The organism is Qaidamihabitans albus, from assembly GCF_016464705.1.
GTDB classification, from domain to species: domain Bacteria; phylum Actinomycetota; class Actinomycetes; order Mycobacteriales; family Pseudonocardiaceae; genus Qaidamihabitans; species Qaidamihabitans albus.
In genome coordinates, this window is the sequence record NZ_JAEHOB010000004.1 from 191,533 (window position 1) to 208,376 (window position 16,844).

Consider the following 16,844-nt stretch of genomic DNA (forward strand, 5'->3'; position numbering starts at 1 on the left):
GTCAGGCCAACAAGATGCGCGCGTCCGGCTCATCGAGCAGTGCGGCGATCAGCAGACGCTCCGGCCAGCGCTGCGCCGCCCACGCGAACGCCCGCGCCAGTCCGTCGGCGGTGTCCGAGGCATGCGGCACGCCGTCGAACCACCACGGCACCGCGCGGTCGCCGACGCACAGCCGCTCGTGCACGAACAGGCCGCCGTCGGGCAGGTCGGTGCCGAGCAACCCGGCCACCTCCCGGATCGCGGGCAGGTCACGCCAGGCCGCGAACTCGCCCTCGCTCGTCACCCCGTCCGTGGTCTCCTCGCTCGCCAGCGGCAGGTCCAGCGACTCGGCCAGCGCCGCCGCGCCGGCGAAGCCGGGCAGCGCCACGAGCCGCCCGGCCGGCCACACGGCGAGCAACCACGGCACGTCGAGCACGGCGGCGTCGGCGGCATCGGCCACCGAACCGTCGAGCGCGCGGACGGCGTCGGGCGGTTCGACGTCCTCGGCGGGCACGTCCGCCAGCGCGGCGTGCGCACGCAGGACCAGCCCAGGCGGCACCTCCCGCGTCGGGTCGGCGAGCCGCGCGCACAGGTCGGCTGTGTCCGTACTGTCGGCGAGCGCAAGCTCCGCACGCACCCCGGCCACGGCGAGCAGCTCCTCCGGCAGGCCCACGTCGGGGACCGGATCGAACAGCCCGGCCAGCTGCTCGGCTCCGCGCAGCCGCCACCACATCGGCGGGCGGCCGCCGAGCAGGGCGTGGCGCGCGATCCACCATCGCGTGTGGCCGCCGGGCAGGGTCAGGGCCCGCCACGTCTCCGGCCGCGCGGCGAGTAACCGCAGCGCCGAGGGCCAGGCGTCGTCGGCGACCAGGTCCAGATCGCGCACGGCGAGCAGCTGCGCGGGTGGCGCGGGCAGCGCCGCCCACCAGTCGCTCTCGTCCGGCAGGTCATGATCCGGCTCGGCGGGCTCGTCGTCGGCGACCACGGCGAACGTGTCGAGCACACCGACTCCGGTCAGCGTGGGCGCGGGCCAGCGCCCCGCGAAATCCGCGTCCAGCACGTCGAGCGGGGCGTCCTCGCCGAGCGCCTCGGGGTCGAGCACGCCGAGCAGCTCCGCGTCCGGCAGCACCAGCTCGTCGGCCCGCCGCCAGCCCGTGCGGGCGGGCAGCGCGAGCCCGCCCAGCCCTTCGGCACCCGTTGCGGAAGCCAGCCGCAGCACGGTGTTCGCCAGCGGCAGCACGTCCACTCCGGACAGCGCGTCGTCGGCACTGCGCTCGATCGCCTCGCGCAGCGCGGGGGCGTCCAGCAGGTCGCCCGGCCCGGCGAGCGTGGCGCCGAGCCGCTCCAGCAGCGGATGCGCGGCCTCGGGATGCACCACGTGCAGGCCGACCACGTCGAGGTCGGCGAGCAGCTCGACGTCGTCGAGCAGCAGTGCTCCGCGCGGTCCCGGGACCGTGCGGCCGTCGGCGAGCGGCACCGGCAGCGCGCCGAGCTCGTCGGTGGCGACGGCCCGCTCCTCGACCGCGGCGAGCAGCGCGGTGTACAGGGACCGCCACCACGCCGGCGGCCGGCCGATGCCGGTGACCGCCTCGACCAGCTCGGCGACTCCCACCGTGGCCGCCCCCGCGACGGCGAGCACCCTGGCCGGGCCCGGTCCGCAGTGCGGCGCCGCGACCAGGTCCGGGAGCACGTCGCCGACCAGCCGGACGAGCGGCGGCGAGTCGACGCCGAGCACCCGTGCCCGCACCGCGGGCAGTTCGCCGCCGGCCGCGGCGGGCAGCCAGGAGTCCCCGGCCAGCCGGTCCAGCACCAGCTCGCGCAGCATGCTGTCCACTTCGGACAGCGGAAAGCCCGCGCCGGGAACGAGCGCGAGCCGGTGTTCGGCGGGCACCAGGCGCAGCAGCTCCGGGTAGCGGCGTGCGGCCGTGGCGAGTGCGGCCCGCGTGCCCGCACCGGCCAGCACGCGGCGCCGGGAGGGCTCCACCGGCACCGGCGCGAGCAGCCGCGCGGGCAGCGACAGCCGCTCGTCGGTGGGGGTCGGCGCGTGCAGCACGTCCTCGTCCAGCGGCCTTGGCACGCCATCGACGTCCACCGGCACGGCCCAGACCACACCGTCGCCGCTGTGGGTGAGCCATCTGGTGGTCTCGGCCGAGGGCGAGGTCAGCTCCACCACCGGCCCCTCGGCGGCACGGGCCCACCGAGCACCGGCGACCTCCACCTCGGCCAGCCACGGCAGCGCGAGCAGCAGGTCCGGCACCTCGGCCGCGATGCGATCCAGCAGTTCCGCGGCGTCCAGCCCGGCCCGCAGCGGCAGCCGCACCTCGGTGTCGAAGCCGGCAGGCGGGCCAGGCTCGTCTTCCGGAAGCGGCCACGGCAGCCGCAGCACCGGTACGGCGTCCCCGTGCCCGGCAGCGGCGCGTGTCCGCTCCTCGGAGAAGGCGACACCGCCCGTGCGGGACACCACACGCGGCTCCGACGTCACCGCGAGCACCGCCGCGAAGCCGACCCCGAACCGGCCGACCACCCCTTCGCGTTTGGCCGAGGCCCGCAGCGAGGACAGCGCGGCGACCCCCTCCGCGTCCAGCGGCGCTCCGGTGTTGGCGACCCTCAGCTCGCCGGCCACGACAGAGACCCGCACCCTGCCGGGGACACCGGCGAGCGCGGCCGCGTCGGCGGCGTTCTGCGCCAGCTCGACGAACAGCCGGTCACGGTAACCGCCGACCCGCAGGTCGTGCTCGGCGTTCGTGTCCTCGGTGAACCGGGTCGGCGAGTCCCGCCACGCCCGTAGCACCGCCGAACGGAGCTCATCGATCCGGAAGCCGCCGGTGCCCGCCGGAGGTCCCGCGGAGCCGACCGCGGGCACGTCGCCGTTCTCCGCCGCCCGGTCAGGCGTCGGCGGGCTCACTCGGCTTCTCGTCGGCGGGGGCGGGTTCGGTGTCCAGCAACGAGTCGTCGTAGACCAGCTCGGCCACCGGAACCGACGAGGTCAGCTCGACCTCGATCTCGGAATGCGCGCCGCAGCCGTACTCGGCGTGCACGACGTGGCCGTCGGCGGGCGAGAGCTCGTTGCCGCACGCGCCGAACGCCGCCCGCAGCGAGCCGCCGAGCTGGATGTAGAAGCCGCAGGTGCCGCACACGTCCGGCGCGCTGCGGGCCATGTCGGAGCGAGGGCCGAACTCGCCGCCCCGCCAGCGCGCGGCCGCGTCCTCCCGGCCGTAGCGGGACAGCACGTGCATCCTGCCGAGGCCGACCTCCCGCGCGACCTCCTCGACCTGCGGGTCGTCGGAGTCGAGGTAGGCGGGTGCGAGCCGCAGATCGTCCTCGTCGGTCGGGAAGAGATCGCCGACCCCGAGGTCCCCGGGGCGGACGCGACGCTCCCACGGCACCCAGCGGGGCGCTACGAGCGCGTCCGGCCCCGGGCACAGCACGACCTCACTCACGGTCACCGGAGCGTCCAGGTCGGCCGTGGCGACCGTGACCGACCAGTGCCAGCCGCGGTAGCCGGGCAGCTTCGCCTCGAAGAGGTGGGACACGGACACGGCGTCCTCGTGCTCGACACCGGCATGCCCGCCGACGCGCTCGGCGCCGGCGTCGTGCTCGGCGGCGGTACGCGCCAGCTCGACCGCGTCGACGAGCTTCTGCCGGATCGCGCCACCGTCGAGGGTGAGCAGCAGGGTCATGAGTCCCATTGTGCAGCACCGGACCAGGCGGGTTCGTGCCAGGCTAGGAGGGTGCGACGGATCCTGTTCGGCTTGCTTGCGGTAACGATCATGGCCGGGTGCGGGGCCTCCCCCGCGCCGGAGTCCGGGACGGCCGAGCCCGAGCGCCTGCGGGTCGAGGTGGCTGAGGTGCTGCCGCACGACGAGGAGGCGTTCACCCAGGGCCTCGAACTCGAAGGCGACACCCTGTACGAGGGCACCGGGCTGGTGGGGCGCTCCTCGCTGCGTGCCGGGCCGCTCGGCCAGGAGCCGGACGTCGTCGTCGAGCTGCCGGAGCCGCTCTTCGGTGAGGGGATCACGGTCACCGGGCCGAGCGTGTGGCAGTTGACCTGGCAGAGCGGGGTCGCCTTCGAACGCGACCCGGAGACCCTCGCCGAGCGGCGGCGCGTGGAGTACGCCGGCGAGGGCTGGGGCCTGTGCCATCAGGAGGGACGCGATCGGCTGGTGATGAGCGACGGGTCGGCGACGCTGCGGTTCCGCGACCCCGCCGACTTCCGGGAGACGGGCTCGGTCACAGTGACCGAGGGTGAGCGGTCGATCGACCAGTTGAACGAGCTGGAGTGCGTGGGCGACGACGTGTACGCCAACGTCTGGCAGACCGACGAGATCCTCCGGATCGCCGCCGACTCGGGTGCGGTCACCGCGCGGATCGACGCATCGGGCCTGCTCACTCCCGCCGAGCGGCAGGGGGCCGACGTGCTGAACGGCATCGCCGCGATCGAAGGCACGGACCAGTTCATCGTCACCGGGAAGCTGTGGCCCAAGATGTTCCGGGTGAATCTCGTCCCGGCGGGCTGATCTACCGGCGGGCACCCTCCGAGTACGGCAGGATTGAGGACATGCGTTCCGAACCAGGCGGGCCTCGGTTCGGCCGCCTGGGTAAAGGGCGCGCCGGTCGTAAGGGCAAGCGGCAGGGCTGGGTCCCCGACGGACCCCGGCCCGTACCACCACCCACCCGGGCCCGCCCGGCGGCGCAACCCCCGAACGCGGACGAGGCACCCACCGGTGCGGCGCCTGCCCCACCACCGGCGCCGCCACCACCGCCTCGGCGGGGCGCACGGCCGTACCCCCCGCCCGAGCCGGGCCAGTGGCGGACTCAGCCGGCCTGGCAGGAGCGACCCGCACCACCGCCGCCCCGGCGCGAGCCGCCTGGCGACTACGAGCGCTACGACACCGGCGGCTACGCGCCCGGCCAGCCACGGCCGGGCGCCGATGTGCCGCCCGGCGAGCAGCCGCGTACCGAACACGGCTTCGACGGCGCGGACGCCTCCGCACCACGGCTGCCGAAGAAGATCACCGTGACCAGGGTCGCGGCGATGCGCGGCAGGCACTTCACCGAGCAGGCGGTCGGGGCGTTCCACCGCGCCACGCGGGCCGACGGCGCCGACAAGTCCGGGCTGACGTCGCTGACGTACGCGGTGATGCTCAACTACGCCAGCGACGCCGCGATGGCGGTCGCGCTGGCGAACACGTTGTTCTTCGCCGCCAGCAGCGGCGAGAGCCGCGGCAGGGTCGCGCTGTACCTGCTGATCACGATAGCGCCGTTCGCGCTCGTCGCCCCGGTGATCGGTCCGGCGCTGGATCGCATCCAGCGCGGCCGCAGGCTCGCCATGTGCGTGGCCTCCGCCGGGCAGGCGCTCATGTGCGTGCTGATGGCCCTGCACTTCAACGACTGGGGCCTGTACCCGGCCGCGCTCGGCAAGATGGTGCTGTCCAAGTCGTTCATGGTGCTCAAGGCGGCGGTCACGCCGAGGGTGGTGCCGCCGGACATCACCCTCTCCAAGACCAACGCGCGGCTGGCCGTGTTCGGCCTTGCCTCCGCGGGCGTGTTCGGCGCGATCGCCAGCGGGTTCAACGGGGCGTTCGGCTCCGCGGGCGCGCTGTGGTTCACCGCGGTCATCTGCGTGGTCGGGGCGGTGCAGGCGATGCGGATACCGTCCTGGGTCGAGGTCACCGAGGGAGAGGTGCCCGCGACACTGTCCGCGGGTGCCGAACGCAAGAAACGGCAGCCCATGGGGCGGCACGTGGTGGTCGCGTTGTGGGCGAACGGGTCGATTCGCATACTGACCGGCTTCCTGATGATGTTCGCCGCGTTCGCGGTCAAGGCGCAGACGGAGGACAGCGGGCAGAGCCCGTTCGTGCAGTTGCTGCTGCTCGGCATCATCGGCGTGGCGGCAGCCGCGGGCGGGTTCCTCGGCAACGCGTTGGGCTCCCGGTTGCAGATCGGCAAGCCGGACCAGGTGGTCCTCGGCTGTCTCGCGGGGACGCTGCTGTCCACCGTGCTCGCGGCGCTGCTGTCCGGTATCGCGACGGCGGCCGTCGTCGGGCTCGTCGGCGCCACCGCCAGCGCGCTGGCGAAGAACAGTCTGGACGCCGTCATCCAGCACGACATGCCCGAGGAGTCGCGGGCGTCGGCGTTCGGCCGCTCGGAGACGGTGTTGCAGCTGTCCTGGGTCTGCGGCGGCGCGGTCGGCCTGCTGCTGCCGCCCACGTACTGGATCGGCTTCCTCACCGTGTCGCTGCTGCTGGCAGTCGGCCTCGCGCAGACGTGGCTGGTGCGCAAGGGGACGTCGTTGATCCCCGGTCTCGGTGGTGACCGGCCGCTGCGGCCCGGCCGCGCGGCGAGCGCGCAGCGGGGACCGGCCGGGTACTCCTCCCGCACCGGCTCGTAATCTTCGCGGTATGCGACGTGTTCTGGTGGCGCTGCTGGCCGGTGGCGCGCTGACGATGGCCGGCTGCTCCGCCCCCGGCCCGCCCGAGGTCAGCTTCTACACCGACGGCGAGTCCGTGCGCGCCGAGCCGCTGGTCTACTGCGACGTGCTGCTGAAGTCGTGCGACCAGCACGGCGGCCCGGCCACGTTGCGGACGCGGCCGGGCAAGCCGGTGCAGGTGTCCCTGCCCGCCGACGTCTCGCGCACGCCGTGGGCGGTGAACGTGCAGTACCTCGACGCCGAGGGCAGGCCGCAACCGGTGCGGCAGGAGGTGTTCACCGACGGCACGCAGCACGCCTACACCGTCGAGCCCGCACCGGGCGAGCGGCTGTTGGTCGTCGAGATCCAGCAGCTCGGCGGTGCCTACGCGGCCGACGCGCAGGGTGAGCCGATCCTCGACGAGGCAGGCGAGCCGCAGCTCGTGGTGCGCGGCGTGTGGTCGCTGCAGCTCGACCCGCGCGCCACCTCGTGAGTGCGCACGCGAGTTCTAACTCGTGTGCGCACTCACGACCTCAGGGGTCCAGGTCCCGCGCGACGGCCCGCATCACCTCGGCGATGCGCTTGATGTTCTTGCGATCCGGGTAGCGGCCGCGGCGCAGCTCAGGCTGCACCCGCATCTCCAGCAGCTTGATCATGTCGTCGATGAGGCCGTGCAGCTCCTCGGCGGGGCGGCGGCGCGCCTCGGCGACCGAAGGCGGCGGGTCGAGCAGCCGCACGGAGAGAGCCTGCGGGCCGCGGCGGCCGTCGGCGACGCCGAACTCCAGCCGCTGACCTGCCTTGAGGGCCTCGACTCCCTGCGGCAACGCGGATTTGCGAATGTATACGTCCTCGCCGTCATCCTGCGTGACGAAGCCGAAACCCTTCTCCGCGTCGTACCACTTGACCTTGCCGGTCGGCACTACCCTCACCGTTCCTTCACTCTGCTGCAACGGGCCGGCCAGGCGTCCGGCCCCGCACGACGAACGCGCCCCAGGTGCGTACCCAGGACGCGTGTCCGTCAAGCCTATCTCGCCACACACCGTGGGGAGAAGAAGCCGGGTATCCCGGTCACCGGCGGGCGGGGTCCTTAAGATGGCGGCATGGAAGCCGCCGTCGACGAGAATTCCCGGCCCGGGAGTCGCAAGCCCTGGCTGATGCGCACGGGCGTCGCGCTCTTCGCGATCGGCATGGTCGCCGTCGTCGCCGTCTTCGTTCTGTTCGCCGCCGGGCTGGAGGACCTGCCGGTCTGGCTGAGCGCCGCCGCCGGCGTCATCACACCGCTCGGTCTCGCGCTGGGTCTTGTGGCCCTCGTGCGAGAGCATCGGCAGCGCTGAGCGTCCCGGAGCGGCGAACCCCGGCGAGCCACGCGGGGAACTCGGCGAGTGAGCCGAGCACCACGTGCGCGCCGGCGGCGAGCAGTTCCCTGCGGGTGCAGGGACCGGTCAGCACGCCGACGGCCATCGCACCGGCGGCCCGCGCGCCGTGCATGTCACCGATGTGGTCGCCCACGTAGACGATGGTGTGGTGCGTCTTGAGCGCCGCGGCCTTTCCGGTGGCCCACAGGTCGCCGACCAGCGCGTCCACCGCGAGGCCGTGTGCCTCCACGTGCAGCGCGGCGTTCGGCTCGTACTTCCCGGTGACCACGAGCGTGCGCCCGCCGTCCGCGTGCACGGCCGCCAGCGCGGCCTCGGCTCCGGGCAGCGCGACCGTGCGCGGCACGACGAGATCCGGGTACATCTCCCGGAAGCGCGTGACCAGTTCCGGGATGCGCTCCTCCGGCGTCTCGAAGCCCCGGAGCACCTGCTGCAGCGGCGGGCCGAGGTTCGCCGCGAAGCGCTCGCCGTCGAGCGCGAGTCCCGCCTCCCTCGCCAGCGCATCCATCGCCAGCACCATGCCCGGCCGTGGATCGATCAGTGTCATGTCCAGGTCGAAACCCACGCAGATCGCCACGAGGTACCAGGCTAGCCACCGGAGACTCGTATACACACATACGGAGCATGTCGATCTACTTGACACTAAGCGCCTGTATGTCAAGCTAGGGACGTGTCGCAGATCACCAGCTTCACCGAACGCGCCAAGGCGTCGCTGCGCGAGGAACTGCTCGACGCCGCCACCGACCTCCTGCCCGAGCGCGGCTACGCGGGGCTGCGCATGGCGGACGTCGCGGCACAGGTCGGAGTCAGCAGGCAGACCGTCTACAACGAGTTCGGCAGCAAGGCAGCGCTCGTGCAGGCGGTGGCGCTGCGCACCGCCGCGGAGTTCCTGGACGGCATCCAGCAGCGGCTGAACGCCGACGACGACCTGCTCACCGGCATCCACTCCGCGACGGTGTTCACCATCGAGCACGCGAGGGAGAACCGGCTCGTCGCCGCCACGCTGGGCACCGAGGTGGCCGAGGACCTGCTGCCACTGCTCACCACCCGTGGCCAGCCGATCCTGCGCGCCGCCACCGAGCTGGCGGAGGGCAATCTGCGCGCGCGGGTGCCCGGGTTGCGCCGGGCCGAACTCGTCGCCGAGACGATGGTCCGGCTGACGCTGAGCTACCTCATGTTGCCCACCCACTCGGCGGCCGAGGCCGCCGACGGCGTGTGCGCGGTGATCATGCCACTGACCGAGCACTACTCGTCCACAGAGTCCACAGAGTCCACATCGGAGTGACACGGAGGGCCTGCCATGACCATCGCCAGCGCGCCGCACCGCGAGGGTTTCCAGTCGCTGCGCCGCGGCGGCCTCAACTGGGACTCGTTCCCGTTGCGGCTGTTCGTCAAGGGCAACAAGAAGTTCTGGAACCCCGCGGACATCGACTTCAGTTCCGATCGCGCAGGCTGGGAGGCGCTCGACGACGAGCAGCGGCGCTCGGCGACCTACCTGTGTGCCCAGTTCATTGCCGGTGAGGAGGCCGTCACCGAGGACATCCAGCCGTTCATGAAGGCGATGGCGGCCGAGGGCAGGCTCGCCGACGAGATGTACCTGACGCAGTTCTGCTTCGAGGAGGCCAAGCACACCGAGGTCTTCCGCCGCTGGATGGACGCCGTGGGCCTCACCGACGACCTGCACCCCTACGTCGCGGAGAACCCGCACTACCGCAAGCTCTTCTACGAGGAGCTGCCCGAGTCGCTCGGCGTGCTGGAGCGGGACCCGAGCCCGGCCAACCAGGTGCGCGCGAGCGTGACCTACAACCACGTCATCGAGGGCAGCCTCGCGCTGACCGGCTACTACGCGTGGCAGAAGGTGTGCACCTCACGCGACATCCTGCCGGGCATGCAGGAACTCATCCGCCGCATCGGCGACGACGAGCGCAGGCACATGGCGTGGGGCACCTTCACCTGCCGGCGGCACATCGCGGCCGACGACTCGCTGTGGGAGGTGGTGCAGCAGCGGATGGCCGAGCTGCTCCCGCACGCGCTGAACATGATCGAGTGGGTCAACGACCAGTTCGACGAGATGCCCTTCGGCATCGACAACCAGGAGTTCGTGCAGTACGCCGCCGACCGGGCGCAGCGCAGGCTCGGCGCGATCGAGTCGGCGCGCGGAGCCGACGTCGCCGCCATCGACCTCGACTACTCGCCGGAACAGCTGGAGGAGACCTTCGGCGAGGAGGACGCCAAGGCCTTCGCCGAGGCCACCCCGGGCTGACTCGTGAGTGCGCACGCGAGTTCTAACTCGCGTGCGCACTCACGAGCGTTAGGGTGAGCCGCGTGCCGTTTTTCCTGTCCCGGCTGCTGCTCCGGCTGAGCGTGCTGCGCACCTGGGCGGCGCCGATCGTGGTGATCATCGTCGTCTTCGTGACGAGCTGGCCGCTGATGGCACTCGCCGAGCCCTCGGGCAGCGAGCTGATCCGTCCGGAGAACTACTGGTGGTACTTCGTCGTCACCGCGGCGACCGTCGGCTACGGCGACTTCTTCCCGGAGTCCGGGGGCGGGCATGTCGTCGGGGCCTACGTCATCATCGGCGGCATCGTGACGCTGACGACGGTGTTCACCAAGATGGCATCGGTGCTGGAACAAGCGAGGGGACGACGAATGCAGGGCTCCATCACCGTGAGCGCGTCCGGCCACATCGTACTGATCGGCTACACCGCCGGGCGGACCGAACGGATCGTCGGCGAACTGCTCGCCGACGGCGGTTGCGCGGTGGTGCTGTGCGCCTGGGACGAGGTGCCGACGCACCCCATGCCCGAGGAGCCCATCGACTTCGTGCGTGGCGAGCCGACGGAGTCGGACGTGCTGCGGCGGGCGGGCGTCGACCGTGCCCGCACCGTGCTCGTCGACGCCCGCGACGACAACGAGGCACTGGCGATAGCGGTGACCGTCAACCATGTCAACGCGGACGCGCACATCGTGGTGACCCTGCGGGACATGGCGCAGACCTCGCTGCTGCGCTACGTGGACGAGGACATCCGTTCCGTGCAGTGGCACACCCCGCGCATGATCACCGAGGAGCTGACCTCACCCGGCATCGCCGAGGTGTACGCGGAACTGATGACCCACGGCGGGGCCAACACCTACTCGGTGCCGCTGCCGGAGTCGCTGGGGCCCGTGCTCGTCGACCGCTGCCGGACCGCGCTCGGTCGCGGGCACGGGGCGACGCTGCTCGCCGCGCGGGCGGGCGAGCAGCTGATGGTCAACCCGGACTGGCGGACGGAACTGCCCGCCGGCTCGGTGCTGTACTACGTCAGCAGGCAGCGCCTCAGCCCTGAACAGATCAGCCAGGCACTCCGTTCGGAGGACGCTTCACCCGGGCGTTAGGTCCCTTCCCGTACGGTGCCGCCCAATGGCTTCCAATGACACGGCCTCCGGCAACGACACCGAGACCGACCCCGAGACCGAGACCAGGACCACCGACGAGGGCGGAACACCGGACGCTCCGGAGGCCCAGGACACCGAGCACGCCGACGACACCCAGGCCACCCAGAACACCCAGAACACCGAGGCCTCCGAGAACGCCGAGAACACGGAGCACACCGAGGGCACCACCGAGGCCGCGGACGGCCCGGGCACCGCGGCCGTTCCCGCGCGCACACCGCCCGCCCGCGGTTTCCTGGCGGGCGGTGCGGCGATCGTCAGTGCCGGGCTCGGGCTGAGCTCGCTCACCGGCACCGCGCTCGGCGACATGCTGCACTCGCGCATGGAGATCATCGGCCAGATCGAGGCGAGCACCGGCGCCGGTGGCGACCAGGTCGAGGCGTTCTACGGCGCGCCGTGGCACACAGCGGCACTCATCAACGGCGCCTTCGCCCTGGTCGCCGTCCTCATCGGCGGCGTCCTGCTGGCCGCGCACGCCAGGCGGCCGGACACCGCGCCGTGGGCGAAGGCCGTGGCGCTGGGCGGCGTCCTGCTCGGCGCGATCGGGTTGCTCGTCGCGGGCGGCATGTACCTCGACATCTTCGCGTCGGCTCCCGAGCTGCCCACGATGGGCGTACCGGGCGCGGGCGGCTGAGGCCGGCCGTACGGCTCATCCGGTCCGCAGGCCGAGCAGCTCGATCGACTTCTCACGCATCTCGACCTTGCGGACCTTGCCGGTGACGGTCATCGGGAACTCGTCGACGACCCGCACGTAGCGCGGGATCTTGTAGTGGGCGAGCTTGCCGGTGCAGAACTCGCGCAGGCTCTCGGCGGTGACCGGCTCGGCGCCCTCACGCACCCGGACCCAGGCCATCAGCTCCTCGCCGTAGCGCTCGTCGGGCACGCCGATCACCTGGGCGTCGAGGATGTCGGGATGGGTGTAGAGGAACTCCTCAATCTCGCGCGGATAGAGGTTCTCCCCACCCCGGATCACCATGTCCTTGATCCGGCCGGTGATGTTGACGTAGCCCTCGCCGTCCATCACCGCGAGGTCGCCGGTGTGCATCCAGCGCGCCTGGTCGATGGCCTCGGCCGTCTTGTCGGGCTGTTCCCAGTAGCCCAGCATCACCGAGTAGCCGCGGGTGCAGAACTCGCCGGGGGTGTCCCGCGGGACGGTCAGCCCGGTCGCCGGGTCGACGATCTTGACCTCCAGGTGCGGCCCGACCCGGCCGACGGTGGACACGCGGCGCTCGATCGAGTCGTCGGCGCGGGTCTGGGTGGACACCGGGGAGGTCTCGGTCATGCCGTAGCAGATCGACACCTCCGCCATCCCCATCCGCTCGATGACCTGCTTCATCACCTCGACGGGGCACGGCGAGCCCGCCATGATGCCGGTCCGCAGGCTGGTGAGGTCGAACGAGGAGAAGTCCGGTTCGGCGAGTTCGGCGATGAACATCGTCGGCACGCCGTAGAGCGACGTGCACCGTTGCTCCTGCACCGCCCGCAGGGTCGCCTTCGGGTCGAACGAAGGCGCCGGGATGACCATGCAGGCGCCGTGGCTTGTGCACGCGAGGTTGCCCATCACCATGCCGAAGCAGTGATAGAAGGGCACCGGGATGCACACCCGGTCGGCCTCGGTGTAGTTGCACAGCTCGCCGACGAAGAAGCCGTTGTTGAGGATGTTGTGGTGACTGAGCGTGGCGCCCTTGGGAAAGCCCGTGGTGCCCGAGGTGTACTGGATGTTGATCGGGTCGTCGGCGCTGAGCGAGTCGCGCACCGGTTCCAGCCGCGCCGGGTCGGCCCGCCTGCCCTGCTCGAGCAGTGAGTTCCAGTCGTCGCCGCCGAGCAGCACCACCTGCTCCAGGCGCTCGCAACGGGGCCGTACCCCGGCGATCATGCCGGCGTAGTCGGAGGTCTTGAAGCTCTCCGCAGCGATCAGCAGCCTGATGCCGGCCTGGTTGAGCACATACTCCAGCTCGTGCGAACGGTACGCCGGGTTGATGTTCACCAGGATCGCGCCGATCTTCGCGGTCGCGTACTGGGTGAAGGTCCACTCGGCGCAGTTCGGCGACCAGATGCCCACCCGGTCGCCCTTGGTGATGCCCCGGTCGAGCAGGCCGAGCGCGAGGGCGTCCACCTCTGCCGCCAGCTCGCGGTAGCTCCACCGCCGTCCCGCCTGCTGGTCGACCAGCGCGTCCCGCGCACCGAACGCCTGCACGGTCCGGTCGAAGTTGTCCCCGATCGTGTCGCCGAGCAGCGGGACATCCGAAGTGCCCGATGCGTAGCTCGGCACGGCAGGTGCGCCCGGCATGGTTACCTCCCCGGCGTCGGCGATGGCGGCTCCGGCGAGTCTAGGAATCCGGCATCGGCCCGGCCATCTGCAGATGGGGATACACGGACAGCCACTAGAGTCGGACATATGCGGCTTTACACCGTCGATGCGTTCACCGGGGAGGCGTTCCGCGGCAACCCGGCGGGCGTGGTGCTGCTCGACGCGCCCGCGAGCCCGCGGTGGATGCAGGACGTGGCCGCCGAGCTGGGCCATGCCGACACCGCGTTCGTGGTCACCACTGCCGAGCCCAAACCGTTGCGGTGGTTCACGCCGGTGGCCGAGGTGAACCTGTGCGGGCACGCGACGCTGGCGGCCACGCACGTCCTCGGCGGCACCCAGGTCTTCGACACGCGCAGCGGGGAGCTGCGCTGCACGGCCGACGGCGACCGGGTGTGGATGGACCTTCCCGCGGATGTCCCGGTCCCGCTCGCCGGGGACGAGCCCGGGCTGGACGTCCTTCCGCCGGCGTTGCCCGGTGTGACGATCGAGGAGCTTGCCCGCACCTCGGACGACGTGCTCGTGCGCGCCGCCGATGCCGCACAGGTACGTGCCGTCGAGCCCGATCTGACGGTGATCGCGGGGCTGCCCGCCCCGTGCGGGGCGGTGGTCACCGCCGAGAGCGACCGCGACGGCACCGACTTCGTCAGCCGGGTGTTCGCGCCGGCCGTCGGCATCCCGGAGGACCCGGTCACCGGCTCGGCGCACTGCGCGCTCGCCCCCTACTGGGCCGCCCGGCTCGGCCGGATCGAGCTCACCGGCGAGCAGGCGTCCCGGCGCGGTGGCATCGTCGGCATGCAGCTGCGTGGTGGCCGCGTGACGCTGTCCGGCCAGGCGGTGACCGTCACGCGCGGCGAGCTGCTGGTCTGACCACGGCGTCACCCGATCAGTGACAATGGCCATATGCGCCTGCTGCTGAACGTGATCTGGCTCGTCCTGTCGGGATTCTGGATGGCGGTCGGCTATGTCGTCGCCGGGATAATCTGCTGCCTGCTGATCGTCACGATCCCGTTCGGGCTCGCCTCGTTCCGCATCGCCAACTACGCGCTCTGGCCGTTCGGCCGCACGCTCGTCGACCGGCGCGACGCCGGAACACCCTCGCTCATCGGCAACATCGTCTGGATCGTCTTCGCGGGCTGGTGGCTCGCACTGGGCCACGCGGTCACCGGCCTGGCGCTGTGCGTCACGATCATCGGCATCCCGCTGGGCGTCGCGAACTTCAAGATGATCCCGGTCTCGCTCGTGCCGCTGGGCCGCGAGATCGTGCCCGTACCCGGCTCGTGAGTGCGCACGCGAGTTAGAACTCGTGTGCGCACTCACGAGCCGGTGCGCGCTGTCCCCTACCGTTGCGCGGGCTCCGCGGCCACCGGCCGTTTCGCCTCGTCGTAGGCGGCGCGCGCCGCGAGCACCTCGGGCAGCCGGCCCTCCACGAGCTCGACCAGGCCGGCGAGCCGCTCCGCGGTAGCCCGGCCGAGGGGCGTCAGGCTGTACTCGACCCGCGGCGGGATCGTCGGCTGCGCCGCGCGGGACACGAAGCCGTCCCGCTCCAGCCCCTGCAGCGTCTGGGCGAGCATCTTCTCGCTGACGCCGTCCACCCGCCTGCGCAGCGCGTTGAACCGGAACGTCCCCTCGCGCAGCGCGACCATCGCGAGGATCCCCCACCGGCCGGTCACGTGCTCCAGCGCGCCGCGGGACGGGCAGGCGCGCGCGAACACGTCCGGATACTGCTGGTCGACGTCTTCCATACCGCTCAGGATACCGCGAACGTGACAGTACTAACTTCTAGTCTGTACTTTCGAAAAGTTCGTGCACACCCGGCGTGCATACCGAGCCCCGTTCCGAGGAGTGAACAGAATGATCGTCGTGACAGGTGCCACCGGCCAGCTCGGCCGTCTGGTGATCGAGCAGCTCAAGACGAAGGTGCCCGCCGATCACATCGTCGCCGCGGTGCGCGACCCCGAGAAGGCGGCCGAGCTCGGCGTCGAGGTGCGCGAGGCGGACTACGACCGGCCGGAGACGCTGAACAGCGCGCTCGCGGGAGCGCAGCGGCTCCTGCTGATCTCCGGCAACGAGATCGGCGAGCGCGTGCGGCAGCACACGGCCGTGGTGACGGCGGCGAGGCAGGCGGGGGTCGAGCGCGTCGTCTACACCAGCGCCCCGCGGGCGGACACGACGTCGCTGTTCCTCGCACCCGACCACAAGGCGACCGAGCGGATGATCCGTGAGTCGGGCCTGCCGTTCACGTTGCTGCGGAACAACTGGTACACGGAGAACTACGAGGAGGGCATCCGGCAGGCCGCGCGCACCGGGACGTACCTGGGCAGCGCGGACGAGGGCCGGGTCGCCAGCGCCCCGCGGGCCGACTACGCGGCCGCGGCCGCCGTCGTGCTCACCACCGAAGGCCACGGGGGCCGGACCTACGAGCTCGCCGGCGACGTGGCGTGGAGCTTTCCCGAGCTGGCCGCCGCGATCTCGGCTGCCACCGGCGAGGAGGTCGCCTACCGCGACGTGAGCGCCGAGGACCACCGCGCGGCACTGACGACGGCCGGGCTTGCGGACGCGGTGGCCGACCTTCTCGTCGCGCTCGACGCCGACCAGGCGAACGGCCTGCTCGCCGAAACCACCGGCGAGCTGAAACTCCTCATCGGCCGCCCGACGACACCGCTCGCCGAGACCGTCCGCGAGCTCGTCGGGCGCGGCTGAGCGGTACCGATCCGACGCTCCGCTGCCCCATACTGGACCGGCTACCAGTGTGGGGAGCGGAGGATCGGGATGGCGGGTCCCACGTGCACCCGGCGGGTCATCAGCCGGGAACGGGTCGTGCGCGGCGCCTGCCGGTTCTTCCTGCGGCACGGCACCGTCGACATGGACGCGCTCGCACCGGACCTCGCCATCAGCAGGGCGACGCTGTACCGGGTGGTGCACAGCCGGGACGCCCTCCTCGGCGACGTCCTGTGGCGGCTCGGCGAGGAACTGCTCGACCGCGCCCGCAGGCGCCGGACGCTCAGCGGCGTCGACGGCGTCCTCGAGGTCACCAGGCACTTCGCCGGCTACCTGTGGGATGCCGGTCCGTTCCGCACGTTCCTCCACGCCGAGCCGGACACCGCAGCGCGGATCCTGTTCACCGCCTCCGGCCGGGTGCACCGGCGCGCCGTGCACGCCCAGCGGCAGATACTGCTGGAGAGCGACGCGGGCACGTGGCCCTCGGCCGACCTCGACGGGCTGGCCTACCTCTACCTGCGCATCGTCGAGTCCGCGCTCTATGCCGAACTGCTGCACGGCAGGCGGCTCGACCTGGCGGCCGCGGAGCCCGCGGCCCGCGCCGTGCTCACGCCCCGCTGAG

Annotated in this window: 18 protein-coding genes; 12 read left to right on the forward strand and 6 right to left on the reverse strand. The window is 72.0% G+C overall.

Annotated elements, in window-relative coordinates:
• Position 1 precedes the first annotated feature (1 nt).
• On the reverse strand, positions 2–2,842 hold the full coding sequence (locus JAP66_RS09865; RefSeq protein ID WP_372448956.1) for a sacsin N-terminal ATP-binding-like domain-containing protein: 2,841 nt from the start codon (positions 2,840–2,842) through the stop codon (positions 2–4).
• A gap of 22 nt (positions 2,843–2,864) precedes the next feature.
• A complete protein-coding gene (locus JAP66_RS09870; RefSeq protein WP_199431337.1) occupies positions 2,865–3,659 on the reverse strand; it encodes a DUF3027 domain-containing protein in 795 nt (264 codons plus the stop codon).
• Positions 3,660–3,749: 90 nt separating this feature from the next.
• Between JAP66_RS09870 and JAP66_RS09875 the strand changes: the two genes are divergently transcribed.
• From JAP66_RS09875 to JAP66_RS09885, 3 genes are read left to right on the forward strand one after another with little or no spacing between them, the layout of a single operon-like run.
• The gene (locus JAP66_RS09875) at positions 3,750–4,496 is read left to right on the forward strand and encodes a glutaminyl-peptide cyclotransferase (RefSeq protein WP_199431613.1); all 747 of its coding nucleotides are present in this window, start codon (positions 3,750–3,752) and stop codon (positions 4,494–4,496) included.
• Between the two features lie 41 nt (positions 4,497–4,537).
• Complete coding sequence (locus JAP66_RS09880) at positions 4,538–6,370, forward strand: MFS transporter (protein ID WP_199431338.1); 1,833 nt, start codon at positions 4,538–4,540, stop codon at positions 6,368–6,370.
• Between the two features lie 10 nt (positions 6,371–6,380).
• Positions 6,381–6,881: a DUF2771 family protein gene (locus JAP66_RS09885; protein WP_199431339.1), complete on the forward strand. Its 501-nt coding sequence runs from the start codon at positions 6,381–6,383 to the stop codon at positions 6,879–6,881.
• A 40-nt stretch (positions 6,882–6,921) separates the two neighbouring features.
• On the opposite strand, the gene JAP66_RS09890 is transcribed toward JAP66_RS09885, so the two are convergent.
• Positions 6,922–7,308: a cold-shock protein gene (locus JAP66_RS09890; protein ID WP_199431340.1), complete on the reverse strand. Its 387-nt coding sequence runs from the start codon at positions 7,306–7,308 to the stop codon at positions 6,922–6,924.
• Between the two features lie 180 nt (positions 7,309–7,488).
• Between JAP66_RS09890 and JAP66_RS09895 the strand changes: the two genes are divergently transcribed.
• Positions 7,489–7,722 (forward strand): hypothetical protein, encoded by a 234-nt coding sequence (locus JAP66_RS09895; protein ID WP_199431341.1) that lies wholly within the window; start codon positions 7,489–7,491, stop codon positions 7,720–7,722.
• Here JAP66_RS09895 and JAP66_RS09900 read toward each other — a convergent pair.
• The gene (locus JAP66_RS09900) at positions 7,661–8,338 is read right to left on the reverse strand and encodes an HAD family hydrolase (protein WP_199431342.1); all 678 of its coding nucleotides are present in this window, start codon (positions 8,336–8,338) and stop codon (positions 7,661–7,663) included. The genes JAP66_RS09895 and JAP66_RS09900 overlap by 62 nt on opposite strands.
• A gap of 102 nt (positions 8,339–8,440) precedes the next feature.
• Between JAP66_RS09900 and JAP66_RS09905 the strand changes: the two genes are divergently transcribed.
• The 4 genes from JAP66_RS09905 (at position 8,441) to JAP66_RS09920 (ending at position 11,827) form a co-directional block, all read left to right on the forward strand.
• The gene (locus JAP66_RS09905) at positions 8,441–9,046 is read left to right on the forward strand and encodes a TetR/AcrR family transcriptional regulator (protein WP_199431614.1); all 606 of its coding nucleotides are present in this window, start codon (positions 8,441–8,443) and stop codon (positions 9,044–9,046) included.
• A gap of 15 nt (positions 9,047–9,061) precedes the next feature.
• The gene (locus tag JAP66_RS09910; RefSeq protein WP_199431343.1) at positions 9,062–10,024 is read left to right on the forward strand and encodes a R2-like ligand-binding oxidase; all 963 of its coding nucleotides are present in this window, start codon (positions 9,062–9,064) and stop codon (positions 10,022–10,024) included.
• 62 nt (positions 10,025–10,086) lie between these two features.
• Positions 10,087–11,136 carry an NAD-binding protein gene (locus JAP66_RS09915; RefSeq protein ID WP_199431344.1) on the forward strand — a complete coding sequence of 350 codons (1,050 nt, stop codon included), beginning with the start codon at positions 10,087–10,089 and terminating at the stop codon, positions 11,134–11,136.
• 25 nt (positions 11,137–11,161) lie between these two features.
• The gene (locus tag JAP66_RS09920; RefSeq protein WP_199431345.1) at positions 11,162–11,827 is read left to right on the forward strand and encodes a hypothetical protein; all 666 of its coding nucleotides are present in this window, start codon (positions 11,162–11,164) and stop codon (positions 11,825–11,827) included.
• A 15-nt stretch (positions 11,828–11,842) separates the two neighbouring features.
• Here JAP66_RS09920 and JAP66_RS09925 read toward each other — a convergent pair whose 3' ends face one another.
• Positions 11,843–13,483: an AMP-binding protein gene (locus JAP66_RS09925; protein WP_199431346.1), complete on the reverse strand. Its 1,641-nt coding sequence runs from the start codon at positions 13,481–13,483 to the stop codon at positions 11,843–11,845.
• Positions 13,484–13,591: 108 nt separating this feature from the next.
• Here JAP66_RS09925 and JAP66_RS09930 point away from each other — a divergent pair, with 108 nt between their 5' ends.
• Both JAP66_RS09930 and JAP66_RS09935 read left to right on the forward strand, forming a co-directional pair.
• The gene (locus tag JAP66_RS09930) at positions 13,592–14,371 is read left to right on the forward strand and encodes a PhzF family phenazine biosynthesis protein (protein ID WP_199431347.1); all 780 of its coding nucleotides are present in this window, start codon (positions 13,592–13,594) and stop codon (positions 14,369–14,371) included.
• A gap of 33 nt (positions 14,372–14,404) precedes the next feature.
• Positions 14,405–14,785, forward strand: coding sequence for a YccF domain-containing protein (locus JAP66_RS09935; protein WP_199431348.1), 381 nt, complete (start codon positions 14,405–14,407; stop codon positions 14,783–14,785).
• Between the two features lie 56 nt (positions 14,786–14,841).
• Here the strand turns inward: JAP66_RS09935 and JAP66_RS09940 are convergent, their stop codons facing one another.
• Positions 14,842–15,246 carry a winged helix-turn-helix transcriptional regulator gene (locus JAP66_RS09940; RefSeq protein ID WP_199431349.1) on the reverse strand — a complete coding sequence of 135 codons (405 nt, stop codon included), beginning with the start codon at positions 15,244–15,246 and terminating at the stop codon, positions 14,842–14,844.
• Positions 15,247–15,355: 109 nt separating this feature from the next.
• Here JAP66_RS09940 and JAP66_RS09945 point away from each other — a divergent pair, with 109 nt between their 5' ends.
• Both JAP66_RS09945 and JAP66_RS09950 read left to right on the forward strand, forming a co-directional pair.
• Positions 15,356–16,204 (forward strand): SDR family oxidoreductase, encoded by an 849-nt coding sequence (locus JAP66_RS09945; RefSeq protein ID WP_199431350.1) that lies wholly within the window; start codon positions 15,356–15,358, stop codon positions 16,202–16,204.
• A gap of 69 nt (positions 16,205–16,273) precedes the next feature.
• Positions 16,274–16,843 carry a QsdR family transcriptional regulator gene (locus JAP66_RS09950; protein WP_199431351.1) on the forward strand — a complete coding sequence of 190 codons (570 nt, stop codon included), beginning with the start codon at positions 16,274–16,276 and terminating at the stop codon, positions 16,841–16,843.
• Position 16,844: the final 1 nt, after the last annotated feature.